Origin of the sequence: Azospirillum rugosum, from assembly GCF_017876155.1 — a bacterium.
GTDB lineage: Bacteria > Pseudomonadota > Alphaproteobacteria > Azospirillales > Azospirillaceae > Azospirillum > Azospirillum rugosum.
Map to the genome: position 1 here is coordinate 1 of NZ_JAGINP010000029.1, position 26,596 is coordinate 26,596.

Genomic DNA, 26,596 nt, shown 5'->3' on the forward strand with positions numbered 1-26,596 from the left:
AGCGACTTGATCCTTGTCGGCACCCTCACCCGGCCCTTCGGGCCACCCTCTCCCGGGACGGGAGAGGGATTTGGCGCCAAATGCGATAGCCCTGGATGTCTGTGCGCGTCCGACTGACCGCCTCTGGACGTTCGTCCAGGATCTGGCGACCGAACGAGTTGCGGACGCGCATGGCGGCGCAGAAGGTCGGCCAAGGGTTCCATGGAGCGGCTGGAGATCACGAGCCCATGCACGAGGATCACCGGCGTTCGCTTGAGCCGCCGCCAGCCGCGCACGGCCGCACTCGATGACCCCTGCGAAGGTCGGGAGCCAGAGGCAGCCCTCTGCATGTCTCGACCACCGCCGGACGGGAGAGCACCGACGGCATCGCCAAGCGCCTTGGAACGCGCCCGGCCCTGTTTTGTTGGTTCTGTTGGACCTCGGGTCGGTCGGCGCTTCCGTGCCGGCCCACGGCGTCCCGTGGCCGGCGCGCGGCCCGGTCGGTTCACCCCGCCCCAGGAGTTTCCATGCCACAGTCAACCGGACGTGCGTCCGTTGCCGCCGCACCGGCCCCACCGCCGGAAGAGCTTCCGGTTACGCTGACGGTCAATGGGGTCGAACGGACGCTCCGCGTTGCCCCCTGGACCAGCCTGCTGGACGCCCTGCGCCTCCATCTGGACCTGACCGGAACGAAGAAGGGCTGCGATCATGGCCAGTGCGGCGCCTGCACCGTGCTGGTGGACGGCCGGCGCATCAACGCGTGCCTTACGCTCGCGGTGATGCAGGACGGGCGCGCGGTGACGACCATCGAGGGCCTGGCGCGCGGCGAAACGTTGCACCCGCTGCAGGAGGCGTTCATCGAGCACGACGCCTTCCAGTGCGGCTACTGCACCCCGGGCCAGATCTGTTCGGCCGTCGGGCTGCTCAGCGAGGGCAAGGCGAAGACCGCCGACGAGATCCGCGAGCTGATGAGCGGCAATCTCTGCCGTTGTGGCGCCTATCCCAACATCGTGGCGGCCATCCGGCAGGTGATGGAGGCCGACGAGGGATGAGGGCGTTCACCTACAGCCGCGCCGGCACGCTGGACGAGGCCGTGCGCATCCTGACCGGCACCCCGGGCGCACGGCCCGTCGCCGGCGGCACCAACCTGCTCGACCTGATGAAGGCGGACGCGATGCGCCCGGCCCATCTGGTCGACATCTCCCGCCTGCCGCTCGACCAGATCGAGGAGACGCCCGATGGCGGCCTGCGCCTCGGCGCGCTCGCCCGCAACGCGGACACCGCCTACGACGACCGGGTGCAGACGCGCTATCCCATGCTGTCCAAGGCCATTCTCGCCGGCGCCTCGGCGCAGTTGCGCAACATGGCGACCAACGGCGGCAACCTGCTGCAGCGCACCCGCTGCTACTACTTCTACGACAGCGGCACAGCCTGCAACAAGCGCGAGCCGGGCTCCGGCTGCGGGGCCATCACCGGTGTGAACCGCATCCACGCGATCCTGGGCGCCAGCGAGCACTGCATCGCCACCCACCCGTCGGACATGTGCGTCGCCCTGGCGGCGCTGGACGCCACCGTTCAGGTCCTCGGACCGAAGGGCGGGCGTGCCATCCCCTTCGCCGCGTTCCACCGCCTGCCCGGTGACACGCCGCACCTCGACACGACGCTCGCCGCGGACGAGATCATCACCGCCATCGACCTGCCGCCGCAGGGTTTTGCCCGGCACTCCACCTACCTCAAGGTCCGCGACCGCGCCTCCTACGCCTTCGCGCTGGTGTCGGTCGCCGCCGCGCTGGAGATCGAGGACGGCACCGTCCGCGCGGCGCGGCTGGCGCTGGGCGGTGTCGCCCACAAGCCGTGGCGGGACGAACAGGCCGAGGCGATGCTGGTCGGCAAGCCGGCGCTGGCCGGGAGCTTCGCCCCCGCCGCCCGGGCGATCCTGCGCGACGCCAAGGGGTTCGAGCACAACGCCTTCAAGATTGAGCTTGCCGAGCGCGCGATCCTGCGCGCCCTGGCGGAGGCCGCCGGAGTGGAGCATCCATGATCGCCAAACCGAGCATCCCCGACGTCCTGACCGAGCCGGGCGCCCACATCGGCCGGCCCGCCCGCCGCGTCGACGGCCGGCTGAAGGTGACCGGCGGCGCCAAGTACGCGGCGGAGTTCAGCACGCCCGGCCTCGCCCACGGCTACATCGTGTCCAGCACCATCGCCCGGGGGCGCATCACGCGCATCGACGCCAGCGCGGCGCTGGCCCTGCCCGGCGTGCTGCACGTCTTCACCCACGAGAACCGCCCGAGCCTCGCCTGGTTCGACCGCAAATGGAAGGACGAGGACGCGCCCAAGGGCTCCCCCTTCCGGCCGCTCTACGACGCGGAAATCATCCATTCCCTGCAGCCGGTGGCGCTGGTGGTGGCCGACAGCTTCGAGCTGGCCCGCTACGCCGCCCGTCTGGTCGAGGTCGAGTACGAGGCGGCGCCGCATCGCACCGACCTGCACGCCCACCGCGACGACACCTACACGCCCGGCAAGGACAAGGGCGGGTTCGAGCCGCCGCCGAAGCCGCGCGGCGACGCCGACAAGGCGCTGGCCGAGGCCGAGATGACCGTGGACCTGGAGTTCACCCAGGCCACCGAGCATCACAATCCCATGGAGATGCACGCCTCGACCGTCGTCCACCACGAGGACGGGACGCTCACCGTCTACGACAAGACGCAGGGCGCGCAGAACAGCCACACCTGGATCTGCAACGTCTTCGACCTGCCGAAGTCCGGCGTGCGCGTGCTGTCGCCCTTCGTCGGCGGCGCCTTCGGCTCCGGCTTGCGCCCGCAGCACCAGCTGTTCATGGCGGTGCTGGCGGCGACGCAGCTCAAGCGCTCCGTGCGGGTCGAGCTGTCGCGCCCGCAGATGTTCAGCTTCGGGCACCGGCCGGAAACGATCCAGCGGGTGGCGCTGGGCGCCTCCAGGGACGGCACGCTGACGGCGCTGATCCACGAGGCCGTGCAGGAAAGCTCGCAGAACGAGAACTACGTCGAGGTCGTCGTCAACTGGTCGGGCCAGCAGTACAAGTGCGACAATGTCCGGCTGGATTACAAGCTGTGCCGGCTCGACGTGCACACGCCGCTGGACCAGCGCGCTCCCGGCGCGGCCACCGGCGTTCCCGCCATCGAGATCGCGATGGACGAGCTGGCCCACAAGCTCGGCATGGACCCCATTGAGCTGCGGCTGAAGAACTACACGGACGTCGACCCGAACACCGGCAATCCCTTTTCCAGCAAGGAACTGCGCGCCTGCTTCGCGCAAGGGGCGGAGCGGTTCGGCTGGGCCGGGCGCAACCCGACGCCGCGGTCCATGCGGGACGGCCGGCAGCTGATCGGCTGGGGCATGGCCGCCGGCGTCTGGGACGCCATGCAGGGCCAGGCGGTGGCCAAGGCCAAGCTGGGCATCGACGGGAAGCTCGTGGTCGGCAGCGCCACGGCCGACATCGGCACCGGCACCTACACGGTGATGACGCAGATCGCCGCCGACATCCTGGGCCTGCCGCTGGACGACGTGGCGTTCCATCTCGGCGATTCCTCGCTGCCCATGGCCCCCATCGAAGGCGGATCGTGGACCGTGTCGTCGGTGGGCTCCGCGGTGAAGGCGGCCTGCGACCGGGTGCGCGACCGGCTGGTCGGGCTTGCCATCAAAATGGACGACGGGCCGCTGGCCGGGATCGGGAACGAGGAGGTGATCCTCGCCGACGGCCATCTGGCGGCCAGGGCGGACCCGTCGCGGCGCGTCTCCATCACCGCGGTGATGCGGGCCGCCGGCCTGCTGACCATCGAGGAGGAGGCGCGCTCGATCCCCTACTATCTGGCGCGGTCCCGCCACACGCTGGCCACCCACTCGGCCGTCTTCGCGGAGGTGCGGGTGGACGAGGACCTGGGCACGGTCCAGGTCACGCGCGTCGTCAGCGCCGTCGCCGCCGGACGGATCATCAATCCCAAGACGGCGGCGAGCCAGATCATGGGCGCGGTGGTCTGGGGCATCGGCATGGCTCTGGAAGAGGAAACCCTCACCGACCACACCCTCGGCCGCTACGTCAATCACGACATCGCCGAGTACCACATCCCCGTGAACGCGGACGTCCACGACATCGACGTGATCTTCGTCGAGGAGCACGACGACCTCGTCAACCCGCTGGGCGCCAAAGGCGTGGGGGAGATCGGCATCGTCGGCGTCCCGGCGGCCATATCGAACGCCATTTTTCACGCGACCGGCGTTAGGGTGCGCGACCTGCCGATCACCGTGGACAAGATCCTGAGCGGACTGGCTGGTGGCCGCGGCTGATCGCGGGAAGGCCGGCCGGCGCGCGGGGACGTCCTCCATGCGCCGGTCGGTGTCGCGGGCCGCATGGCCTGCAACATTACTCCAGGTGTTGCCCCTTTCTACTTAGAAGCCAAGCGAGAGTGGCATGCTCCGTCGGAAGCCGACACGGTCCGCTGGCTCGACGGCGCTATTGAACCGCCTCTCGTATCTGCTGCTCCATATCGGGCGTGACCTGAGCCGGTCGGGCAGGAAGGGGCTGACTCCCGCGCTTGCCATCGTTACCAATGCCGTCAATGAGCAGCTTCATTTCAGCGATCTCGCGGACCTGTGATTCGATGATCTTGTCCGCGAGCTTACGCACGCGGGGGTCGCTGATGCTCGCGTTGCTCGCGTTATTGATGGCGATGGAGTGGTGCGGGATCATCGACTTCATGAAGCTGACATCGTCGATCAGGCTCTGACTGCGGTTCACGTAGAGGAGTGCACCTCCGGCCACCACGGCTCCGACCAGTACGGCGATCTTAGTGACCATGCCCCTGTACATCGGCCACATGAAGCCCAGCATTACGATGGTCATGACACACCCCATAACGAGCGAGGAGATCATCCGGTTTACGCTGAACAGGGCGTGATCGAGTGAATAAACAAGCTGGTACATCAAAAAGAACATAATGAAGGTTGAGGTTGCAATCATCGCCACGAACCGTCCCCAGCCCATTGTCATCATGTGCTTATGGTGATCTCGCTCGTGTGCCATTGTGGTTTCCTATGCCTCATCCTGTTCGATGAGGGGGAACAAATCTCCTTCATTATTGTTCCCGCGCGGCTTCCCATTGTCGTGGCACGCCGCTCCACGGAAACCGCCCGAGCGAGAATGAGAGGGACTGATTAAGACTGGCTGCGTATCAGGTGTAGGGATCGAAGCAGAGTAAGCGGAGCGTGATCGCACCGGATCAGGCGTTGACGGCTCTGTTGCAAAGTCTCGGCGGACCACAACAGCTGGCGAGGTGAGCGCCTGGTCGCCACCCCACGCCTTGTGGGTTCACCGAAGTTTGCAACAGAGCCCATCAGGTTGGTGGTATCGGCGCGGTGCGTTTTGGAAACTCCACTTCTGCCGCCAAGTGAGACAGCTTGTCCGGGTTTTTGACGATGTAGATCGCGGCGATCCCGTCCTCGCGGATGTCGAGCGCGGTTGTCTGAAGCACGCCGCTTCGATCGAGGCTGACGTAGCCTGGCAGGCCGTCGATGGTGACGACACGAAGCAGCGTCGGCGGTACGGCATTCTTGCGCCGCTGCCCGGCAAAAAGGCGCAGGGCCCGCTCGACGCCCTGGATGACATTGCGGAAGGCAAGGATCTTGCCGCCGCCATCGGTGTGGATCTCGACATTCCTTGCCAGCAGCGCCGAAAGCGCCGCCACGTCCCCGTCGCGCGCCGCGGCGAAGAAGGCACGCGTGATCCGGTCCGCATCCGCGGGTTCGACGTTGAAGCGGGGACGTGCGGCCTGCACGTGCTTGCGGGCGCGCGCTGCGAGTTGACGAACCGCGGCCGGCTCGCGGTCGAGGGTGATGGCCACTTCGGTCAGCGGCACGTCGAAGACGTCATGGAGAAGGAAAGCGGCCCGCTCCAGAGGCGACAGACGCTCGAGGACCAGCATCAACGTGACCGTGACGTCGTCGGCGACCGTTTCGTCCGGCTCCACGGGACCCACGAGAGGATCTGGCAGCCAGGGTCCGACGTAGGTTTCCCGCCGCGCCCGCGCGGCGCGGCGTCGGTCGAGGCACAGGCGTGTGACGATGCGGGTTAGATAGGCGGGAGGCGAATCGATGCCACCCTCCACCCCAACCCACCGCAGCCATGCGTCCTGCACGACGTCCTCCGCCTCGGTGAGCGAGCCCGTCATCCGGTAGGCCAGGCGTGTCAGTCGCCTGCGCTCCGCCTCGAATTCGGCGGTCCGCCGATCGTCCATCGCCTCCATCCGCCCCGTTCCCTCGCCGACCATATCCGCTTTCCCTTCGCTCGCGCATCCCGAACCCGGGGACAAGACGATCGGACGTGCCCGGATGTGACATCGGCCGCTTCGAACGGAAATGCTGAGTGGCATGTCACACCCTGACCGCTTGGCCCGTCATGGCTTCGAACGTCGATCTCCGGCGTTCTGAACATAAGGACATGTCATGAGCGAGAACAAACGGCTGGTCTGGAACGAGGTGGCGCCGCAGGGTGCAAAGGCCCTTTTCGGCATCCACCACTACATCACCACGGGCACCGACCTACCCCACGAACTGATCCACCTCGTCTTTCTGCGGGTTTCGCAGATCAACGGCTGCGCGCACTGCATCGACCTGCACACCCGGGACCTCCTGGACACGATGCCGTTCGAGAAGGTTGCCCTCGTTCCGGTCTGGGCCGAGGTGCCCCACCTGTTTCCCGACAAGTACCGCGCCGCGCTCGCGTGGGCGGAGGAAGTCACGCTCGTCAGCGAGACGCACGCCTCCGACGAAGCCTATGCGGCCGCAAGCGCGGCTTTCGCGCCCAAGGATCTCGTGGACCTCACGATCGCGATTGCGGCCATGAACGCGTTCAACCGGCTGGGCGCGCCCTTTCGGCTCCCGGTCAAGGCCAAGGCCTGATCCGCTTCCACCATTCAGGATCCAACCCATGGCTGTGAGCGTCGGGCTGCGAGACACTGGCCCAATCCTTCAGTCCACACCGCACGCCAGGATCTGCGCCTGGCGGTAGAAGGGCAGATGATCGCAGTAGCGGCCGTGCCATCCGCACCAGATGGGGACGAGGAGGCCGAGGCCCACCGTCTTCCGGAAAGGCCGTTCTGCGACTCTCGGCTGCCCTCAGCGCGCAGCTAAGCCAGCAATCGTGGCCACCCCCGCCATTGCCTGATCTCCGGCCGTGCCATCAAGCGTCCCGGAGACGCGGAGTGCTGCCAACGTGTCCGCCACTGCCTGAGCTACGGCAGTGACGAGCACGGTGGGCAGGCTGACGCGCGCCAGTCCGAGTTCAACCAAGTCAGCCACCGGCATTTCGCGCAGATTGTAGGCCAAGCCCGTGGCGAGGGTCAGTGGTCCATCAATGCGTTCCTTCAGGAAGCGTGCTTCTTCCAACGTGCGCACACCAGTGACGAAGGCAAGGTCAGCGCCTGCGGCCAGATACTGGTTCGCGCGCCGGACTGCCTCCTCCAGGCCCGCGCTCCGGTCGGCAGCGGTCGCCAGAGCGTCGGTACGGGCGTTGAGCACGAAGTCGGGATTCGGGGATGCCTGCCGCACCTGCATGGCAACGCGCAACTTCTCGACCATCTCGTCGGCATCGACTACGGCGCGCGCCACGCCCCACCGGCCGAGCACCTGATCCTCCAAGTTGATTCCGGCGGCACCGATGCCGATGAACTCGCGGACGACCTGCTCAAGCTTGGCCTTATCGCCGAAACCGTCTTCGCCGTCCGCCATGACCGGGACCGTCACGGCGTTGACGATGCGCCGCGTCGCTTCGAGGTTCTCGCTGTAGGAGAGATTGGTTTCCGCGGCGTAGCCCTGTGCGATCGCCATGGAGTAGCCCGAACACTGGACAGCCTCGAACCCGGCGCGCTCAATCAATCTTGCGCTCAGTGCGTCATAGGCGTCGGGCACCACCAGTGTCGGCTTCTGTGCGAGGCGTGCCTTCAGGGTCTTACTCTTGGCCTGCATCTGTGGGAACTCCGGTGGGGTATCGTGGCCGGACAGTGATGAGGATGCACTTGGCGCCGCGCAATGCGGCATTTTCTCGCTATGGTGGGTGCAAAATTGGCCTGGCTGCTGACACTGAATTTTACGGAAAGCCCGTAGGCCGCCAGTGGCGTTCACCCGCCAATGGGTCTTCCAGGCGGATGCATCCGCAACCCGCCATCGCCAACGCCGTGTTCCACGCCACCGGCCGGCGCGTCCGCGATCTGCCGATCCGCATCGAGCGCCTGCCCTGAGGGCGGCATGGGCCGGCCCGGGCGGGATCACCGACGGCGTTTGTCGCCTTCGGAGGCCTTGGGATCCCAGCCGGTGTCCGCGTTGAGCCCACGCGCCTGCTGCTCGGCGGGAGAGGAGCCGGGAGGCGGCTTGCCGGCCTGCATGCGCAACTCCCGCCATTTCAGCCGGAGATCGGCCAGCCGATGGCCGGGCGCATCATGGCCGAAGGCGCGGTGCTCGCCAGGCGGCACCGCTCCCTTGGTGCGGACATGCGCCGCGACCGCGTCCACCCAGCTGTCGAAGGCCGCCATGAAGGCGGAGTCCGCGACCATGTGCTCGGCCTGATCCTCGGAATAGGGTTTGCCCTTGCCGGTCGTCGCGTGCGCCCACAGCCGGTCCGGCACCTCGATCCCGCTGTAGCGGCATTGCCAGACCAGTGACCGGTAGGCGTCGCGCTCGTTCCCGAACGGCTCCTCGGCCGGGTCGAACCATGCCGGGTGCCGCAGCTTCTTCGGCCGGCCGTCGGGGGCAATCTCGTCGCCGCCCTCGTCGCCGTAGCAGAAGAAGGCGGCGGTCCGGCCCTCCAGGTGGTTCCGGCTGAGCGCCTCCCACTCCGGGCTGCGCTCCAGCGCCATGGCCTTCTCCGGGTCCTTGTGGTCGATCAGGTCCTCGCGCGGGTTGCCGCCGTTGGCGCAGACCAGCCGGTCGAACATGAGCTTCAGGTTGCTGGTCGGGCCGTACCAGTTGATCGGCCCGATGATCGCCCAGGCGTCCGCCAGGTCAAGCCGGGCGTAGAGGTCGAGGTCCCACATCAGGTCGGGTTCGGCCTTGTCGTCCTTGCCGTAGCAGTTGCACGGCCAGACGCACAGCGCCATGGAGGTCGAGGCGCAGGCGTTGCAGCTCTGGATGCGGGCGCGGCCGTAGAGGTTGCCGAGATCCTCCACGTCGATCTCGATATCCTGGGGAAGGCGCCGTTCCATCCTGAGCGCCAAAGCGCGTGCCTTGCTGTCCACGCCGGGGCAGTTGTACTGGCGCCGGTCGGAGCCGGCGATCACCAGAATGCGCAGCGGACGCTCGCCGGGCGCCTTGTGTCCGTTCGTATCGTCAGGCCGCATGGCGCACCGTCAGGACTCCTGGATGCTGCCGAGGAACATCATCCGCTCCCGCTTGATCTGGCCGAGGGCGTCGTTCTTCATCACCAGGATCTTCCCTGGCCGCCGGTACGTCACGCAGGTCGCACTGGAGGCCAGTGATCGCCGGCACCGGCGTGCGGTCCAGCTTGGCGTCATAGAGCCCGTTCAGCGGATGAACGTCGCCGGGCAGGCCGAAGACCATCTTCCGGCCCCATTCGACGAGCGTGTCCACCAGGATTTCGGACGCGTTGCGGGGCATGGGCGGCTCCTGCGGCGAGGGAGGGATGCGGCGTCAACAGCGCGTCCTGCGAGACATCGCGGCACCATGGCCGTGCAATCCTGTTGGTACAGGCTGTCCCCGAAATCCTCGGAGCGGTGCGATGGCCAAGGCGGAATCGAAGAAGCAGCAAATGGCGGCGGGTGCGGCGCTCGCGGCCAAGCGCGGCGACAAACCGGAATCGACCCTCCGGGGCGTCACGGCCATTGGCACAGGCCACCTATGACGGACAAGGGCCAGAAGACGCTCGACCGCGCCTACGACGGGTTGGAGGACCAGGCGCCCGACCGTGTCGCCCGCGCCATACGCTGGCTCCGCGATCCGAAAGCGCGCTGGATCCGCATCCCGCTGGGGGTGCTGTTCATCATCGGCAGCACGCTGTGGTTCCTGCCGGTGCTCGGCATCGAGATGCTGCCGCTTGGGCTGCTGCTCATTGCGCAGGACGTTCCCTTCCTGCGAAAGCCGGTCGGGCGGGCCATGATCTGGCTGGAACAGAAGTGGGCGGCGCTGCGGCGGCGCTGGTCCAACGGGTGAGGCCCGGCCGAAGGCAACGGCCGGCATACGCCGCAGGGTGAGGGAACCGCTTCGATCCCCTCCGGTTGCCATGGTGGACGAACCGCCGCCCGGCGCGCCCGCGCGCGTCCCCTGCAGGGAGCCTCCCCATGAAAGCCGTCGTGTTCCACGGCGTCGGCGACATCCGTGTCGACGACGTGCCCGAACCCAAGATCCAAGCCCCCACCGACGCCATCGTCCGCATCACGGCAAGCGCCATCTGCGGCACCGACCTGCACATGATCCGCGGCACGCTGCCCGGCATGAAGCCCGGCACCATCCTGGGTCACGAGGGCGTGGGCGTCGTCGAGGAGGTCGGCCCCATGGTGCGCAACCTGAAGCGCGGCGACCGCGTGGTGATCCCCTCGACCATCGGCTGCGGCTCGTGCAACTACTGCCGCTCCGGCTACTTCGCGCAGTGCGACACCGCCAACCCCAACGGCCCGCAGGCCGGTACGGCCTTCTTCGGCGGGCCGGAGATGACCGGTCCCTTCGACGGCCTGCAGGCCGAATACGTCCGCGTGCCCTACGCCAACGTCGGCCTCGTCAAGCTGCCGGACGGCGTCACCGACGACCAGGCGATCCTGCTCTCCGACATCTACCCGACCGGCTTCTTCGGCGCGCATCTGGCCGAGATCAAGGACGGCGACATCGTCGCCGTGTGGGGTTGCGGGCCGGTCGGGCTGTTCGCGATCCTCAGCGCGCGCCAGATGGGCGCGTCGCGCATCATCGCGGTGGATGGCCATCCCTCGCGCCTGGACCGGGCACGGGCCTTGGGCGCCGAGGTGGTCAACTTCAACGAGGAGGATCCGATCCAGGCGATCCGCGACCTGACCGGCGGCATCGGGCCCGACCGCGCCATCGACGCGGTGGGGGTGGACGCCGAACGGCCGAAGTCCGGCCCGGCCGCCGCGCAATTGGAAAAGCAGGCCCAGCAGTTCCAGCAGGAGCTTCAGCAGATCGCGCCGCAGACCAACCCGCAGGGCGACCAGTGGAAGCCGGGCGACGCCCCCTCGCTGGTGTCGACCTGGGCGGTGGAATCCCTGGCCAAGGCCGGGACCCTGTCCATCATCGGCGTCTATCCGCAAACGCACCGATTCTTCCCGATCGGCGCGGTGATGAACAAGAACCTGACGATCAATTCCGGCAACTGCAACCATCGCAAGTACCTGCCCGAACTGGTCGCCATGGTCGCGTCGGGCGAGGTGGACCCGCTTCAGGTGCTCTCGCACGTCGAACCGATGACCAACGTGCTGGAGGCCTACAAGCAGTTCGACCTGCGCAAGCCCGGCTGGGTCAAGGTCGAGCTGGTGCCGGGGGTGTAGGGACAAAAACACGGCGGCGGAACCGCGCCTGGAAGAAAGCCCGCCGGATAGGCCCTTCCTGGCACCGATCGGCCCGGCGGCGGGCGTTCCGCTCCGGGCCGACACGTGTCGTCCGTTCCGGCGAAGGCGCCTCAGAAAAGGCTCAGGGCGCCCGCGTTCCGGTACAGCATGTAGGCGGCCACCGCGAACAGCACGCCCGCGAAGACCTGGGTCAGCGCGCCCTTGCGCGTGGACAACCCGACCGCGGCCCTCATGCCTGCGAAGCCGCCGACCACGCCACCGGCGATGAACAGTCCGGCGACCGTCCAATCGACCAGACCCGAGAGCGCGTAGTTGGCCGCCGTGGTCAAGCCGAAGGCCCCCACCGAGAACAGCGACGAGCCGATGGCGTTGAGCACCGCCATGCCGCTGCCGAGCAGGAGGCCGGGGACGATCAGGAAGCCACCGCCGATGCCGAAGAAGCCTGACACCGCTCCGGTCAGGAAACCGATGCCGATCAGGCGCACCGCGATCGTCTTGTCGATGCGCACCGTCGGGTCGCCCTCGTTTCCCCGGCTCCGAAGCATGGAGACCCCGACCACGACCATCACCAGCGCGAACAGGAACAACAGGCTTTCGCCGTCGACAGCCTTGCCAAGGCTCGACCCGGCGAACGCGCCGACCACACCGGACGCGGCGAAGGTGGCCGCGCACGGCCACTTCACCGTCCCGGCCCGGGCGTGCTGGGCCAGGTTGGCGAAGGCGTTGGCGGCGACCGCCAGGGCACTGGTGCCGATGGCCACGTGGGGATCGGGCACTCCCACGACATAGAGCAGCAGCGGCACGGCGAGGATCGAGCCGCCGCCCCCGATCAGGCCGAGGGAGAAGCCGACCAGGGAGCCGGACAGGACCGTGAGGAACTCGGACATCCTGGGGTTACTCGTGGCGCCCGGTGTTGCAGAACTGACGGTAGAGCTCGACGAGGATGGGGCGAACCCGGTCTGAGCCGATGCGGTAGAAGATGGCCGTGCCGTCCCGGCGGGTCGCCACGAGTCCCTCCTCGCGCAGCTTCGCGAGATGCTGGGACAGGTTGGACTGGGAGAGGCCGAGGCGCCGGACGAGTTCACCCACCGGCATCTCGCCCTCGAGCAGCGAGCACAGAATCATCAGGCGATGGCGGCTCGCGAGCGAGCGCAGGAACGCCTCGGCCTCCGCGGCACGGGCTTCCAACTCGGCGGGCTTCATCAGCAGATCGTCCAGCGCGCCCGGCATAACGTCCAACTCCGTAAATCAGTATTGACTAATATATTAAGTTGGACCACCTGTTCAAGCGGTACCAGGAACGCCCTCTCAGCGGGCCAGCCAGGAGGTCTCCATGAAACCCGACGTCATGCCGCTGTTCGACGAAGCGACCAACACCGTCAGCTATGTCGTCGTCGATCCCGCCACCCGGGCCGCGGCCCTGGTCGACAGCGTGCTCGACTTCGATCTGAAGTCCGGTCGTACCGCGACCGCTTCGGCCGACCGCATGGTCGCGCTGGTGCGTGAGCGCGGCCTCACGGTCGAGTGGATCCTGGAGACGCACATCCACGCCGATCACCTGTCGGCGGCGCCCTACCTGAAGGAACGGGTCGGCGGCCGCATCGGCATCGGCGAGCATATCCGTGAGGTCCAGAAGGTCTTCCGCGCCCTGTTCAACATGGAACCGGGCTTCGTGGCCGACGGGCGCCAGTTCGACCATCTGTTCGCCGACGGCGAACGGTTCCGCATCGGCCGGTTGGAGGCGCAGGCCATTCACACGCCCGGTCACACCCCGGCGGACATGACCTACGTCGTGGGCGACGCGGCTTTCGTCGGCGACACCCTGTTCCAGCCCGACTACGGCACGGCGCGCTGCGACTTCCCGGGCGGCGACGCCCACGCCCTGTACCGCTCGATCCGGCGCATCCTGGCCCTGCCGCCCGCGACGCGGGTCTTCACCGGCCATGATTACAAAGCACCCGGGCGGGACGAGTACGCCTGGGAGAGCACGGTCGCCGAGCAACGGGCGCGCAACGTGCACGTCCGGGACGGCGTGGCCGAGGACGAGTTCGTCGCGCTCCGCACGGCCCGCGACCGGACCCTGGACGTGCCGAAGCTGATCCTGCCCTCGGTGCAGGTGAACGTGCGGGCCGGGCAGCTGCCTCCACCCGAGGAGAACGGCAAACGCTACCTGAAGATCCCAATCGACGCGCTCTGACCGCGGCGCTCTCTTCGAGGTGACCGGTGGAGGCTGCGGCTATTGCCCGGAGCGCTTCGGTGCCGGCCGCACATGCGGCCGAAGCCCGGCCGGCAAATGATGGAAATCCGCTTTAGCGTTCGACCGGGCCGGAGGCCGCCTGCCAGGCGCTCATGCCGCCGTTCAGGCGGTTGATTTCGCCGGTGTAGCCGCTCTCCGCCATCCTGGCCGAGGCCGGGCCGCAGCGCCGCCCGCTCTGGCAGTGGAAGACGAGGTGCTTGCCGGGCTCCACCGGCACGCGGCTCGGGTCGAACTGCGACAGCGGCACGAGGATGGCGCCGGGGATGTGGGCGGCGCGGTGCTCGTGCGCTTCGCGGACGTCGACGATGGTCGCCGTGCCCTCCTTCAGCCAGCCCATGACGGTGGCGGGATCGACGGTCTTGATCTGAGCGTTCATGGTGCCGGAACTCCGATTGATGCCGAATAGGCGAAGAAGCGTTTTCATCATGGTTTACCCTTGGGTTTCGACGAATTGGCCGCTGCGCGCGGGCGTGACCGGCGGACGTTCGGGTTCCGCGGGGCGCGCGGGTCGGGCTGGCGGGGCAGGGGCGTCGCCGCGCAGCACGATGTAGATCGCCGGGATGACCAGAACGGTCAGCAGCGTCGAACTCAGCAGGCCGAACAGCAGCGAGATCGCCAGCCCCTGGAAGATGGGGTCGGTCAGGATGAAGGCGGCGCCGATCATCGCGGCGACCGCCGTCAGCAGGATCGGCTTGAAGCGGATGGCGCCCGCCTCCAGCACGGCCTCGCGCAGCGGCAGCCCGCGCTCCCGCAGGTGGCGGATGAAGTCCACCAGCAGGATGGAGTTGCGCACGATGATGCCCGCCAGCGCGATGAAGCCGATCATCGAGGTGGCGGTGAAGGCCGCCCCGAACAGCCAGTGGCCCAGCACGATGCCGATCAGCGTCAGCGGCACCGGCACCAGGATCACCAGCGGCAGCTTGAAGCTGCCGAACTGCCCGACCACCAGCAGGTAGATGCCCAGGATCGCCACCGCGAAGGCCGCCCCCATGTCGCGGAAGGTGACGTAGGTGATCTCCCACTCGCCCTCCCACAGCAGCGCGGGCTTGCTCTGGTCGTCGGGCTGGCCGTGCAGCAGGAACTCGGGCTCGCGGTCAAAGCCGGCGGCCTTCCAGTCGATCTGCTTCAGCCGGTCCTGCACCGCCAGCATGCCGTAGATCGGCGCCTCGAACCGGCCGGCGAGATCGGCCATGACCATTTCGGCGAAGCGGCCGTTGCGGCGGAACAGCGGGTAGGACGCAGGCTCCCGCGCCATGGTGACCAGATCGCCCAGTTCCACCGTGCCGCGCGCGCCGGGCACCGGCGTCGCCAGGATGCGTTCGGACAGGAACAGGCCGGATTTCGGCAGCCGCACCGAAATCTCGATGGGGTTGCGCCCGGCCCCGCGGTGCGAGTAGCCGACCGGCACGCCGCCGACCAGCGCCTGCAGCGTGTCGTAGACCGCCTGCTCCTCCACGCCGTGGAACTCCAGGCTCTCGCGGTCAAGCGCGAAGCGCAGCCGCTCGCCGGGCGGACGGACGGTGTCGTCCACGTCGACGATGAAATCCACGCTGCGGAAGGCGTCCTGGACGACGCGCGTCGCCTTGCGCCGCGTCTCGGCGTCGGGACCATAGACCTCGACCAGGAGGGTGGAGAGCACGGGCGGGCCGGGCGGCACCTCGACGACCTTGATGGAGGTCCCGTCGGGGACGGGCAGGTCCTTCAGCCGCGCCCGGATGTCGAGCGCGATGTCGTGGCTGCTCCGGCTGCGCTCGCCCTTGGGGGCGAGGTTGACCTGGAGGTCGCCTTGCTCCGGCTGGTCGCGCAGGTAGTAATGGCGCACCAGGCCGTTGAAGTTGAAGGGCGAGGCGGTGCCGCCATAGGCCTGGACGCTCGCCAGTTCCGGCAGATCGGCGATCTTCTGCGCGGCGGCCAGCAGGACGCGCTCCGTATCCTCCGGTGCGGCGCCACGCGGCAGGTCGACGACGACCTGGAGTTCCGATTTGTTGTCGAAGGGCAGCAGCTTGACCGCCACGTCCTTGGTGTAGAACAGCGCCGTGGAGGCCAGCGTCGCCACGCCGACCACCAGCAGGAACGTCCAGGCCCTACGCTTGCTGCGGATCACCGGGCGCGCGACCGAGAGGTACAGGCGCCCCAGCACGCCGCCGCCGTGCTGGCCGTGGCTGTGGCCGTCCTCATGCCCCGCGGGCGCCTCGCCCGGCCGCAGCTTCACCATCAGCCAGGGCGTCAGCACCATGGCGACGAAGAAGCTGAAGAGCATGGCGGCCGACGCGTTGGCCGGGATCGGGCTCATGTAGGGGCCCATCAGGCCGGACACGAACATCATCGGCAGCAGCGCCGCGATGACCGTCAGGGTGGCGACGATGGTCGGGTTGCCGACCTCCGCGACCGCCTCGATGGCGGCCTGGACCTTGTTGCGGCCGTCGCGCATGGACCAGTGGCGGTCAATGTTCTCCACCACCACGATGGCGTCGTCCACCAGGATGCCGATGGAGAAGATCAGCGCGAACAGGCTGACGCGGTTGATGGTGTAGCCCATCAGCCAGGACGCGAACATGGTCAGCAGGATGGTCGTCGGGATGACGATCAGCGTCACGATGCCCTCGCGCCAGCCGATCGCCAGCACGATCAGCGCAACGATGGTCGCGGTGGCGAGCGCCAGGTGGAACAGCAGCTCGTTGACCTTCTCGTTCGCCGTCTCGCCGTAGTTGCGGGTGACGGTCAGCGTCAGGTCCTTGGGCAGCGATTCCCGCTCGATGGCGTGGACGCGGTCCAGCACGCGCTCCGCGATGGTCACGGCGTTGGCGCCGGCGCGCTTGGCGATAGCGACGGTGACCGCGGGCGTGCGGACCAGGCTGCCCCCCGCCTTATTCTGGCCATCGGGCAGCAGGTTCCAGGCCGTGCTCTCGTCCGGCCGAGCGCCGACCACGATGTCGGCCACATCCTTGACGTAGACCGGGCGGCCGTCCCGCGTGGTCACCAGCAGCAGGCCGATGTCCGCCGTGCCCTGGAGCGTCTGCCCGGCCACCACCGGCAGGCTGCCGCCGTTGCTTCGCACCGAGCCGACGATGAAGGAGCGGTTGGCGTTCTTCACCTTGTCGACGAGCTGGTTCAGCGTGACCCCGAACAGCGCCAGACGCTCCGGATCGGGCTCCACCCGGATCTGGTCGGGGCGGCCGCCGACGATGAAGCTGCGGCCGACGTCCTCCACCTGCACCAGTTGCGCGAGCAACTCGTCCGCGACGCCGTAGAGCGCGGTGTCGGTCCAGCGCGAGGCCGCTTCCGGCTTGGGGGCCAGCGTCAGGGTCAGGATCGCCACGTCGTTGATGCCGCGCCCGACGATCAGCGGCTCCGGAATGCCGAGCGGGATGCGGTTCATGTTGGCGCGCACCTTCTCGTGCACGCGCAGGATCGCGTCGTCGGACGAGGTGCCGACCAGGAAGCGGGCGGTGACGACCACGCGGTCGTCCAGGGTCTGGCTGTAGGTGTGCTCGACCCCGTCGATGCCCTTGACGATCTCCTCCAGCGGCTTGGTGACGAGTTCGACGGCGTCGTCCGCCTTCAGCCCGTCGGCGCGGACCAGGATGTCCACCATGGGCACGCTGATCTGCGGTTCCTCCTCCCGCGGCAGGGAGAGCAGGGCGACCGTGCCGACCACCAGCGAGGCCAGCAGCAGAAGCGGGGTGAGGGGGGAGCGGATGAAGGTCCGCGTCAGCACCCCGGACAGGCCGAGCTTCATCGCACGCTCTCCTTCACGCGCCGGCCGGACGCACGATCACGTCGCCGGGCTTCAGGCCGGACAGCACCTCGATCCCGCCGGACTGGTCGCCGACCTTGGGAATCGGGCCGCCGACCTGGACCGGCGCCTCCGTCCCGTCGGCCAGCCGCACGAAGTCGGTGCCGAAGCGGCGCAGCACATAGTCGGGCGGAATGACGAAGGCCTCCCGCGTGCCGGTGGCGACGTAGACGCGCACGCGCTCGCCCACGAAGAAGTCACCGAGCCCGGTCACAGTGGCGTCGGCGACCACCTGGCCGCCGGCCATCTCCGGATAGACCTGACGGACGGTGCCGCGCTTCAGGTCCAGCGCCTTTGGTTCCTGCGCCGCCTCTCCGCCCGGCGGCGTGGCCGGGGCGAGCCCGCGGTCGCCGACCAGCACCGGGTCGCCCTCGTGCATGAAGCGGGCGTGCCGTTCGGGCAGGTGCAGGCGCAGCACGTAGGTCTCGGTCGCGATGCTCGCCACCGGCTCGCCGGGCATCACCACCGCGCCGTCGATCACCTTGACCTGGAGGATGCGGCCGTTGGCGGGCGCGAACACCTCGCCCTCGCGCAGCTGCTGGTCCACCACCGCGCGCTCCGCCTTCATGGCGGCGATCTGGGCGCGCGCCACGTCGACCGCAGACTGTGCGTCGTCGAGCCGCTGCTGCGTGCCGGTACCGCTCGCCCGCAGCTGGCGGGCGCGGTCAAGTTCGAGTTCAGCCTGGTGCTGCTGCGCCTGAAGGGCCTGGATGCGCGCGTCGAGCGCCGCCAATTGCAGCGGCAGCTTGGGGTCGCGCACGGTGGCGACGACCTGGCCCATGGCGACCTTGTCGCCTTCCTTCGCCTTCAGGTCGGCGATGGTGCCGCCGATGCGGGTGCGCGCCAGCGTCTCGTGGACGCTTTCCACGGTGGCGAAGACGGCCTTCAGATCCTCGACCGGGCGGGGCTGCACCGTGAGGCGGTCGGCGTCTGCCTTAGCCTGGGCGCGCGCCCAGGACAGCGGAACGGCGGCGAGCAGGAGTGTCGCGACCAAAGCAAGGGGTGCGGTTCGACGGGGCATGACGGGCCACCTTGGACGGGATGCCTGGGACGGGATGCCTGGGACGAGATGCCCGAGACGAGATGAATGGGCGCCTCTTGACCGTTAATTTAGAACAAGCTAATTTAGTGTCAATGAATGAATTGGATGGCCGCCCCATCCGTTCGGCGGCGCGCCTGCTGAAGGCGCTGGCCAACGAACGGCGCCTTTCCATCCTCTGCCTCCTGGCACGCGGGGAGATGTGCGTTGGCGCCCTCGTGGACACGGTTGGGCTCAGCCAGTCGGCCTTGTCGCAGCACTTGGCCAAGCTGCGCGCCGAGGGCCTCGTGCAGACCCGACGCGAGGGCCATACCATCTTCTACGCGCTGGCCAGCGCCGAAGCGGCGGCCGTGATCGAGGTGCTGGCGGGGCTGTACTGCGACCGTTCGCCAGCCGCGCGTCCGCCCTCAAGTCAACCCTTGCACCGGGAGACATCGACATGAGCATCGACCGCATCGTGATGGCCTTCGCCGGGACCGTGGTCCTGCTGAGTCTGGCCCTGTCGCAGCTGCACAGCCCACAGTGGCTGTGGCTGGCCGCCTTCGTCGGCGCCAACCTGCTCCAGGCCGCCTTCACCGGCTTCTGTCCGCTGGCGATGATCCTCAAGCGGCTGGGCGCCCGGCCCGGGGTTGCCTTCCCCTGAAGGCGCGGCCCCACGATCGGTACCTCCTCTGCGCCATTCATTAGTCTTTCCTAATAAAGTACGGTGACCATCGACGCGGAAGGCATGGCCTCCGCTGGGGACGGCCCGGGAAGCGGTCGCCCGCGCGCACTCCCACCACAGAACGCAAGGGCCGCCGGGCATCCGGGAACGGCGTCCGAGAACAAGGCCCTGCCAAGGAGAGGAAACGATCATGGCGCACATCGTCGTCCTTGGGGCAGGCATCGGCGGCATTCCGATGGCCTACGAGATGAAGGACCTGACGCGGCCGGAGGACCGGATCACCGTCGTCTCCAACACCGACCATTTCCAGTTCGTGCCGTCCAACCCCTGGGTGGCCGTGGGCTGGCGCAGGCGGGAGGACATAACCGTCCCGCTCGCCGAGCCCTTCGCCCGCAAGGGCATCGCCTTCAGACCGGTCGGCTGTCGCCGCGTGTTGCCCGAAGAAAACGCGCTGGAGCTGAACGACGGCTCCCGCCTCGGCTACGACCAGCTGGTGATCGCCACCGGCCCGGAACTGGCCTTCGACGAGATCGAGGGGTTCGGCCCGCAGGCCAACACCATCTCCATCTGCCATGTCGATCACGCGGTGGAGGCCGCCAAGCGCTGGGAAGAGTTCTGCCGCAACCCCGGCCCGCTCGTGATCGGCGCCGTGCAGGGGGCCTCCTGCTTCGGTCCGGCCTACGAGTTCGCGATGATCGCCGACGCCGACCTGCGCCGCCGCAAGATCCGCCACAAGGTGCCGATCACCTTCGTCACCTCGGAGCCCTACATCGGCCATCTCGGGCTCGGCGGGGTGGGGGACACCAAGGGCCTGCTGGAATCCGCGCTGCGCGAGCGGCACATCAGGTGGATCGTCAACGCCCGCACCGACCGCTTCGAGCCCGAGGCGGTGCACGTCACCGAATTCGGCGAGGACGGCCAGGAGAAGGCGAAGCACGTCATCGAAAGCCGTCTGACCATGATGCTGCCCGCCTTCCGCGGCATCGGCGCGCTGCGCGGCGTGGAGGGGCTGGTCAACCCGCGCGGCTTCGTGCTGACCGACAAGCACCAGCGCAACCCGACACACCGCAACGTCTTCGGCGTTGGCGTGTGCATCGCCATCCCGCCGGTCGAGAAGACGCCCGTGCCGGTCGGCGTGCCCAAGACCGGCTACATGATCGAGACCATGGTCACCGCCACGGCCCGCAACATCCGCGCCCTGCTCGACGGGACGGAACCAACCGAGGAGCCGACCTGGAACGCCCTGTGCCTGGCCGACTTCGGCGACAGCGGCGTCGCCTTCGTCGCCATGCCGCAGATCCCGCCGCGCAACGTCAACTGGGCGGCGCACGGGCGCTGGGTGCACCTCGCCAAGGTGGGGTTCGAGCGCTACTTCCTGCGCAAGGTCCGCAAAGGCATCAGTGAGCCGGTGTACGAGCGCTACGTGCTCAAACTGCTTGGCCTGAAGCGCGTCCAGGAGCCGAGCCCGGAGACGACCGACGTGTGATCGCTCGTCGTTTGAAATCAGCTGTGGAGACGTCAGGTTTACGAAAGGGCACCCCCTATGAAGCCCATCAAGGTGCTGATCGGTGCGCTGGCCGTTCTGGCCATCGGCGCGACCATCCACCCGCCGTCGCGCACGGCGCAGGCTGCGGAGCCGCCGTCACAGACCATCGACCTGACCAAGTGGACGCCGCCGGATCTGGCGACGGTGAAGGACGACGACCTCGGCACGCTCATCAAATACGGCTACGCCCTGACGACCGAGACCCACAAGCATCTGGGCCCGGAGGCCGCCGACCCGGCCAAGCGCTACTCCGGCAACAACCTGGCCTGCCAAAGCTGCCACCTGAACGCCGGGACCCAGCCCTACGCCATGCCGTGGACCGGCGTGCACGCGGTGTTCCCGATGTACCGGGCGCGCGAGGACGGCATCAGCACCATCGAGGAGCGCGTCAACGGCTGCATGCAGCGAAGCATGAACGGCAAGGCTTTGCCCTTGGACGGCACCGAGATGAAGGCGTTCGTCGCCTACATGAAGTGGCTGTCCACCGGCATTCCGGTCGGGGCGAAGATCGAGGGCGCCGGCACCAAGGCGATCAAGGAACCGGCGCGCGCGGCCAACCCGGAACGCGGGAAACAGGTCTACGCTGAGGTCTGCGCCGCCTGCCATCAGCCAGACGGCCAGGGCGTGCGCAAGGGGCAGGTCGGCGACGGCGCGGGCTATCAGTTCCCGCCGCTGTGGGGCTCGGACAGCTACAACGACGGTGCGGGCATGTACCGCGGCCTGACCGCGGCGGCCTTCGTCCACAGCAACATGCCGTTGGGCACGGCCCATGAGGCGCCGGTGCTGTCGGACGAGGACGCCTACGACGTCATCGCTTTCGTCAACAGCCAGCCGCGCCCCCACAAGGAGGGTGTGGAGACGGACTTCCCGAACCGCCTGCGCAAGCCCGTGGACATGCCGTTCCCGCCGTTCGCGGACGGCTTCCCGGCGGAGCAGCACAAGTACGGCCCCTACGACCCGATCCGCGCCAAGCTGAAGGAGTTGCGGCAGGCGGCGCAGTGATCGGTCCGGCCCCTTTCAGCGGAGGAGCTTTCGGGCTCCCCCGCCACCCTTTTCAGCCGCCGGAATGGACCTCGCGTTCGACGCGCGTCAGCAGGTCGACGAAGAACGCCGTTTCCTCCGGCGTCAGGCCCAGCTTCGCGTGGCGCGGCAGGAATTCGGCGACCGGACGGCCGCTTTCGCGGCTTTGCAGCACCCCGTCACGGACGACCAGGGACTCACGCGCCAGATCGGCCGCGGTTTCGTGGCAGCGCCCACACCGTTCCTTGAAACGCGGCGGCGTGCTCGCCTGAGCGAGCAGCATCTCGTACATCGGCTGGACGAGGTCCTGCGGCAGATAATGGTGGTTCAGGAAGACGAGCAGGTCATCCTTGTGATGACCGCCCTGCAATTTCCCATTCTTCACGGTCAGGAACCGTTGGGCGAAGGCACCGGCATGGGGGTGGCAGTCCCCACACGTCTGCTCCCAGAAACGGTGCAGGTCGGTCGCCTTGCCCGGCCCCGCGAGAATGAGCCCAGGCACGAAGAACGCCAGCGCCAAAACCGTTCTCATGCTGCGTCTCCTTGAAGAGCAAAGCATCAGCCGACAGCGGGCGGCCGCTGCCGGAGCATTTCCACAGCGGCTGCACGGCATCGGGCAGCATGGCACATTTCATCATCGGACAGTACCCCTTCCGCACGCAGGGTTCTGGCGGCGGCGGCCGGACAAACCGTCTGTCTCGGTACGGTTGGGGGGCGCCGTGAAGGCGCCAGCCGGCCGCGTTCGGGGATCACCGCTGGCTGTGCCTTGGAACCGGGCTTGTCCGCCCTGCGGGAACGTTCGATACTGCGCCCCCGATCTGTTCCGTATCGTTGGGAGAAAGCTCGCGTGATCGCCCTGTCGTCCCTGCGCCGCTTCTTCGACGCCGGCTCGTTCGAGCGTGGGCAGCGCTATGAGCGGGAACGCCGTGTCGTCACGCTCGACGTGGTCGCCCGCGGAAAGGGTGTCCTGTCCCTCACCGCCAGCGTCCAGGGGTCGGAGCGCCGGCCCTACGAGCAGGACATCGACGTGACGGTCAAGGGCGACGCCGTCCAGCTGGTGGACGGCGGGTGCGACTGCCCGGTCGGCTACAACTGCAAGCACGTCGCCGCCGCCGTGATCGCCTGGGCACGGCGGCAGGACACGAAGCCGAACGATACGGCGGCCGACCGCACCGCCCGGCCCCCCTCCCACTCTTCGGCCGAGTTCGCCCCGTCTGCCCCACCGACGCCGGTGCCGGCACTGTCGGCCCCGCTGCAAGCGCTGCTGTTCCGGCTGGACGAGGCGGCGGCGCGCGACGCCGGCGACACCTACCCCGAGACGGTGCGCAAGCGCCTGCTCTACGTGCTGGGGCTGGAGGAGGGAACCGACGGCGGGCGCCGGCTGGCGCTGCGCGTCCTGTCGGTCTCGCTGCGCAAGGACGGCGGCTTCGCCAACGACGCCAAAACCTACGACTGGCATCAATTGAGCAACATGCCGGCGGCGAAATTCATCATCCCGTCGGACCGCGCCATCCTGTCCGTCGCGGCGCGAACGTCGGACTATGCCACCCCCAACAGCTTTGCGCTGGCCGCGGAATGGGCTCCCTGGCTGATCGAGCGAATGCTGCGCAGCGGGCGCCTGCACTGGGGCGACTTCCGGACCGGCCGGCCCCTGCGCGCCGGCCCGGCGCGGCCGGGGACCCCGCGCTGGGACCACGACTCCACCGGGCGGCAGCGCTTCGCCATCGCGCTGGAGGCGCCCTCGGCCATCGCGCTGCCGACCGTGCCGCTCCTCTTCCTCGACCCGGACAGCGGAGAATGCGGCCCCATCGATACGGGCCTGGCGCCGAACGTGGCCGCCACGCTGCTGGGCGCGCCGCCGCTGCCGCCCAGCGAGGTCGCCGCTTTTCGCGCGGCGGCGGGGCGGCTCGGCGACCGGCTGCCGGTCCTGCCGGACCCGCCGACCCGCACGGAAACCCGGCGCGTGGCGCCCCGGCCGCGGCTGCGCCTGCGGCTCGCCCGGCACGGCTACGGCTATGACCACCGCTATGGCTACGGCTACGGGGCGGGCGCCTACGGCTCCGCCACGGCGACCGGCGTGCCCGTTGCGGAGCTGTCGTTCGACTACGCCGCCACGCGCGTCGCCTCGAACGGGCCGGCGACGCCGCTGCAATGGATGGAGGACGGCGTCCTGGTCACGGCCGACCGCCAGCCGAAGGAGGAGGCGAAGGCCGCGCAGCGCCTGCGCAAGGCCGATCTCGTTCCCAATCCGATGCCGCTCAGCGTCGGGGGCGGTCCGCCGGTGCAGAAGGCGCTGTTCGTGGCGTCCGGCGACGCGCTGGCGGAACGATCCGTCTGGCTGGAGCTGGTCCACACAGGCTTGTCGGCCCTGCGTGCCGAAGGCTGGGGCGTGGAAATCGACCCGGACTTCCCATACCAGGTTCTGGACGCGCCAGCGGACTGGGCCTTGGAGATCGGTGACGGCACGGGCATCGACTGGTTCGGCCTGTCGTTGGGCGTGGAGGTCGGGGGCGAGCGCATCGACCTGCTGCCCGTGCTGCGCACCGTCATCGAGGCGCTGGGCCGCTTCGACCCCGCCGAATTCTACCCCGACGAATTCTACCCCGCCGAATTCGACCCCGCCGACGCGGCCTTCAACAACGGCGGCAGCGACGAGACCGGCCCGCCGCGCGGGCTCGACGCGGTGCTGGAGATGGTGGCGCCGGACGGTGTGCTGTTCGTCCAGGTGGACGACACCCGCTTCCTGCCGCTGGAGGTCGGGCGCCTGCGCCCGCTGATCGGCGTGCTGATGGAGCTGTTCGGCCTGCAGCCGGACGGCGGGGCCGGTGCGGGCCTGCGGATCGGGCGGACGCACCTGGGCGACCTCGCCGCGCTGGAGGCCGCCGCCGGGGCCGTCGGCATCCCGCTGCTGGGCGCCGACGCGGTGCGGCGCATGGCCCAGGCCCTGCGCGCGACCGGCGGCGTGCCGGCCGCAACGGTGCCGGAGGGCCTGCGGGCGACCCTGCGGCCCTACCAGAAGGCCGGGCTGGACTGGCTGCAGTTCCTGGCCGCGCACGGCTTCGGCGGCATCCTGGCCGACGACATGGGGCTGGGCAAGACGGTGCAGGCGCTGGCCCACCTGCTGGCCGAGAAGGAGGCCGGGCGGCTCGACCGGCCCAGCCTGCTGGTGGCGCCGACCAGCGTGCTGGGCAACTGGCGGGCCGAGGTGCAGCGCTTCGCGCCGGGGCTGCGGACGCTGGTGCTGCACGGGCCGCAGCGCAAGGCGGCGCACGGCGCGCTCGGCGACCACGATCTGGTGGTGACCTCCTACGCACTGCTGCCGCGCGACCGCGAGGCGCTGGAGGCGCAGCCCTGGCATCTGGCGATCTTCGACGAGGCGCAATACCTGAAGAACCCCGCCGCGCAGGCGACCAAGGCGGCCCAGGCGCTGGAGGCGCGGCAGCGGCTGTGCCTGACCGGCACGCCGGTCGAGAACAACCTGGACGAGCTGTGGTCGCTGTTCGCGCTCGCCGTGCCGCCGCTGCTGGGCGACCGCACCGGCTTCCGCCGGCAGTTCCGCACGCCCATCGAGAAGCGTGGCGACGCCGACCGGCAGCGCGTCCTGGCCCGGCGGGTGCGCCCCTTCCTGCTGCGCCGCACGAAGGAGGAGGTGGCCTCCGAGCTGCCGCCCAAGACGGAGATCGTGGAGACGGTGGAGCCGCACGCCGCCCAGCGCGACCTGTACGAGACGATCCGCCTGGCCATGGACAAGCGGGTGCGGGAGGAGGTGGCGCGCAAGGGGCTGGCGCGCAGCCACATCACCATCCTGGACGCGCTGCTGAAGCTGCGGCAGGTGTGCTGCGACCCGCGGCTGGTGAAGCTGGAGAGCGCGCGCACGCGTGTGGCGAAGGGGGCGGCCTCGGCGAAGCTGGAGCGGCTCTTGGAGATGCTGCCGGAGTTGTTGGAGGACGGGCGGCGCATCCTGCTGTTCTCGCAGTTCACCTCGATGCTGGACCTGATCAAGCCGGAACTGGAACGGCAGGGGGTTCCCTTCGTGGAGTTGACCGGCGAGACGCGCGACCGCGACACCCCGGTGCGGCGGTTCCAGGCCGGCGAGGCGCCGTTGTTCCTGATCAGCCTGAAAGCCGGCGGGACGGGGCTGAACCTGACGGCGGCCGACACGGTGATCCACTACGACCCCTGGTGGAACCCGGCCGTGGAGGCCCAGGCGACCGACCGCGCCCACCGCATCGGCCAGGAGAAGCCGGTGTTCGTCTACAAGCTGGTGACCATGGGCACGGTGGAGGAGCGCATGGTCCAGCTGCAGGAGCGCAAGCGCCAGCTGGGCGAGGCCGTCTACGACGAGGCGGGCGGTGCGGAGCGCCTGCTCACCGCCGAGGATGTGGACTTCCTGCTGGCGCCCATCGACGCCTGACACCGATGCCTGACGCCCCGGCACGTCCGGCGAAGCGGAGGCGTGGCCTGCGCGCAATTCGTTTGTGCTCAATCATCCGGCGTCACCGCTGGCACACGACCGCATGCCTTGAGGGGAGCCCGTCCCCGGCTCCGACCCGGAGTAGACCCGGAAACTGAAAAGCGCCGTATGTACCTGGCTCATGCCCACATGGGTTCGGCGCAACCGGACGCGGGATCCCACGTGCACGTCAATCGGGTTCGGGATCATGCGAAGGTATCGCCGACACCTTGGTCCTATGGATCGGGCCCGCGTTGCGGTGCTGGTATGTCCCTCGCCCG

Annotated in this window: 24 protein-coding genes; 13 read left to right on the forward strand and 11 right to left on the reverse strand. The window is 68.7% G+C overall.

Annotation, left to right across the window (positions count from 1 at the left end; translation table 11 throughout):
- The first annotated feature begins 506 nt into the window (after positions 1–506).
- Genes J2851_RS29980 through J2851_RS29990 form a run of 3 tightly spaced genes read left to right on the forward strand, consistent with a single transcriptional unit; the run spans position 507 to position 4,305 of the window.
- Positions 507–1,031, forward strand: a complete 525-nt coding sequence (locus J2851_RS29980) for a (2Fe-2S)-binding protein (protein WP_209771127.1) — start codon at positions 507–509, stop codon at positions 1,029–1,031.
- Positions 1,028–2,020: an FAD binding domain-containing protein gene (locus J2851_RS29985; protein ID WP_209771129.1), complete on the forward strand. Its 993-nt coding sequence runs from the start codon at positions 1,028–1,030 to the stop codon at positions 2,018–2,020. Before J2851_RS29980 ends, J2851_RS29985 begins: the two co-directional genes overlap by 4 nt.
- The gene (locus J2851_RS29990; protein WP_209771131.1) at positions 2,017–4,305 is read left to right on the forward strand and encodes a xanthine dehydrogenase family protein molybdopterin-binding subunit; all 2,289 of its coding nucleotides are present in this window, start codon (positions 2,017–2,019) and stop codon (positions 4,303–4,305) included. The genes J2851_RS29985 and J2851_RS29990 overlap by 4 nt, the downstream gene beginning before the upstream one ends.
- 166 nt (positions 4,306–4,471) lie before the next feature.
- Here J2851_RS29990 and J2851_RS29995 read toward each other — a convergent pair whose 3' ends face one another.
- Positions 4,472–5,041, reverse strand: a complete 570-nt coding sequence (locus tag J2851_RS29995) for a DUF305 domain-containing protein (RefSeq protein WP_246501029.1) — start codon at positions 5,039–5,041, stop codon at positions 4,472–4,474.
- Positions 5,042–5,351: 310 nt separating this feature from the next.
- The gene (sigJ, locus tag J2851_RS30000; protein WP_246501030.1) at positions 5,352–6,260 is read right to left on the reverse strand and encodes an RNA polymerase sigma factor SigJ; all 909 of its coding nucleotides are present in this window, start codon (positions 6,258–6,260) and stop codon (positions 5,352–5,354) included.
- A 199-nt stretch (positions 6,261–6,459) separates the two neighbouring features.
- Here sigJ and J2851_RS30005 point away from each other — a divergent pair, with 199 nt between their 5' ends.
- On the forward strand, positions 6,460–6,915 hold the full coding sequence (locus J2851_RS30005; protein WP_209771133.1) for a carboxymuconolactone decarboxylase family protein: 456 nt from the start codon (positions 6,460–6,462) through the stop codon (positions 6,913–6,915).
- 216 nt (positions 6,916–7,131) lie between these two features.
- Here the strand turns inward: J2851_RS30005 and J2851_RS30010 are convergent, their stop codons facing one another.
- From J2851_RS30010 to J2851_RS30020, 3 genes are all read right to left on the reverse strand, one after another.
- The gene (locus J2851_RS30010; RefSeq protein WP_209771135.1) at positions 7,132–7,980 is read right to left on the reverse strand and encodes an isocitrate lyase/PEP mutase family protein; all 849 of its coding nucleotides are present in this window, start codon (positions 7,978–7,980) and stop codon (positions 7,132–7,134) included.
- Between the two features lie 299 nt (positions 7,981–8,279).
- Positions 8,280–9,347: an NAD(P)H-dependent oxidoreductase gene (locus tag J2851_RS30015; protein ID WP_209771137.1), complete on the reverse strand. Its 1,068-nt coding sequence runs from the start codon at positions 9,345–9,347 to the stop codon at positions 8,280–8,282.
- A complete protein-coding gene (locus tag J2851_RS30020) occupies positions 9,337–9,624 on the reverse strand; it encodes a hypothetical protein (RefSeq protein ID WP_209771139.1) in 288 nt (95 codons plus the stop codon). The genes J2851_RS30015 and J2851_RS30020 overlap by 11 nt, the downstream gene beginning before the upstream one ends.
- A 121-nt stretch (positions 9,625–9,745) precedes the next feature.
- Here J2851_RS30020 and J2851_RS30025 point away from each other — a divergent pair, with 121 nt between their 5' ends.
- The 3 genes from J2851_RS30025 to J2851_RS30035 all read left to right on the forward strand — a co-directional run bounded on the left by J2851_RS30025 (position 9,746) and on the right by J2851_RS30035 (position 11,519).
- The gene (locus J2851_RS30025; protein ID WP_209771142.1) at positions 9,746–9,868 is read left to right on the forward strand and encodes a DUF3008 family protein; all 123 of its coding nucleotides are present in this window, start codon (positions 9,746–9,748) and stop codon (positions 9,866–9,868) included.
- A complete protein-coding gene (locus tag J2851_RS30030) occupies positions 9,865–10,176 on the forward strand; it encodes a hypothetical protein (RefSeq protein ID WP_209771145.1) in 312 nt (103 codons plus the stop codon). The genes J2851_RS30025 and J2851_RS30030 overlap by 4 nt, the downstream gene beginning before the upstream one ends.
- A 128-nt stretch (positions 10,177–10,304) precedes the next feature.
- Positions 10,305–11,519, forward strand: a complete 1,215-nt coding sequence (locus J2851_RS30035) for a zinc-dependent alcohol dehydrogenase (RefSeq protein ID WP_209771148.1) — start codon at positions 10,305–10,307, stop codon at positions 11,517–11,519.
- A gap of 131 nt (positions 11,520–11,650) precedes the next feature.
- Here J2851_RS30035 and J2851_RS30040 read toward each other — a convergent pair whose 3' ends face one another.
- On the reverse strand, positions 11,651–12,427 hold the full coding sequence (locus J2851_RS30040; RefSeq protein ID WP_209771150.1) for a sulfite exporter TauE/SafE family protein: 777 nt from the start codon (positions 12,425–12,427) through the stop codon (positions 11,651–11,653).
- Between the two features lie 7 nt (positions 12,428–12,434).
- Positions 12,435–12,770, reverse strand: a complete 336-nt coding sequence (locus tag J2851_RS30045) for an ArsR/SmtB family transcription factor (protein ID WP_246501031.1) — start codon at positions 12,768–12,770, stop codon at positions 12,435–12,437.
- Positions 12,771–12,873: 103 nt separating this feature from the next.
- On the opposite strand from J2851_RS30045, the gene J2851_RS30050 reads away from it, so the two are divergent.
- Positions 12,874–13,737 (forward strand): MBL fold metallo-hydrolase, encoded by an 864-nt coding sequence (locus J2851_RS30050; protein ID WP_209771152.1) that lies wholly within the window; start codon positions 12,874–12,876, stop codon positions 13,735–13,737.
- A 112-nt stretch (positions 13,738–13,849) separates the two neighbouring features.
- Here the strand turns inward: J2851_RS30050 and J2851_RS30055 are convergent, their stop codons facing one another.
- The 3 genes from J2851_RS30055 to J2851_RS30065 are packed head-to-tail and all read right to left on the reverse strand — an operon-like array spanning position 13,850 to position 18,614.
- Positions 13,850–14,173 (reverse strand): rhodanese-like domain-containing protein, encoded by a 324-nt coding sequence (locus J2851_RS30055; protein WP_246501032.1) that lies wholly within the window; start codon positions 14,171–14,173, stop codon positions 13,850–13,852.
- A 54-nt stretch (positions 14,174–14,227) separates the two neighbouring features.
- Positions 14,228–17,536, reverse strand: coding sequence for an efflux RND transporter permease subunit (locus tag J2851_RS30060; RefSeq protein ID WP_209771155.1), 3,309 nt, complete (start codon positions 17,534–17,536; stop codon positions 14,228–14,230).
- Positions 17,537–17,549: 13 nt separating this feature from the next.
- A complete protein-coding gene (locus J2851_RS30065) occupies positions 17,550–18,614 on the reverse strand; it encodes an efflux RND transporter periplasmic adaptor subunit (protein WP_209771157.1) in 1,065 nt (354 codons plus the stop codon).
- Positions 18,615–18,727: 113 nt separating this feature from the next.
- Between J2851_RS30065 and J2851_RS30070 the strand changes: the two genes are divergently transcribed.
- From J2851_RS30070 to J2851_RS30085, 4 genes are all read left to right on the forward strand, one after another.
- On the forward strand, positions 18,728–19,075 hold the full coding sequence (locus tag J2851_RS30070) for an ArsR/SmtB family transcription factor (RefSeq protein WP_209771159.1): 348 nt from the start codon (positions 18,728–18,730) through the stop codon (positions 19,073–19,075).
- Complete coding sequence (locus tag J2851_RS30075) at positions 19,072–19,275, forward strand: YgaP family membrane protein (protein ID WP_209771161.1); 204 nt, start codon at positions 19,072–19,074, stop codon at positions 19,273–19,275. Before J2851_RS30070 ends, J2851_RS30075 begins: the two co-directional genes overlap by 4 nt.
- A 211-nt stretch (positions 19,276–19,486) precedes the next feature.
- The gene (locus J2851_RS30080) at positions 19,487–20,782 is read left to right on the forward strand and encodes an NAD(P)/FAD-dependent oxidoreductase (protein WP_209771164.1); all 1,296 of its coding nucleotides are present in this window, start codon (positions 19,487–19,489) and stop codon (positions 20,780–20,782) included.
- A gap of 57 nt (positions 20,783–20,839) precedes the next feature.
- A complete protein-coding gene (locus J2851_RS30085; protein WP_209771165.1) occupies positions 20,840–21,844 on the forward strand; it encodes a c-type cytochrome in 1,005 nt (334 codons plus the stop codon).
- Between the two features lie 52 nt (positions 21,845–21,896).
- Here J2851_RS30085 and J2851_RS30090 read toward each other — a convergent pair whose 3' ends face one another.
- On the reverse strand, positions 21,897–22,394 hold the full coding sequence (locus J2851_RS30090) for a hypothetical protein (RefSeq protein WP_209771167.1): 498 nt from the start codon (positions 22,392–22,394) through the stop codon (positions 21,897–21,899).
- A gap of 315 nt (positions 22,395–22,709) precedes the next feature.
- Between J2851_RS30090 and J2851_RS30095 the strand changes: the two genes are divergently transcribed.
- Complete coding sequence (locus J2851_RS30095; RefSeq protein WP_209771169.1) at positions 22,710–26,276, forward strand: DEAD/DEAH box helicase; 3,567 nt, start codon at positions 22,710–22,712, stop codon at positions 26,274–26,276.
- The last annotated feature ends 320 nt before the right edge of the window (positions 26,277–26,596 follow it).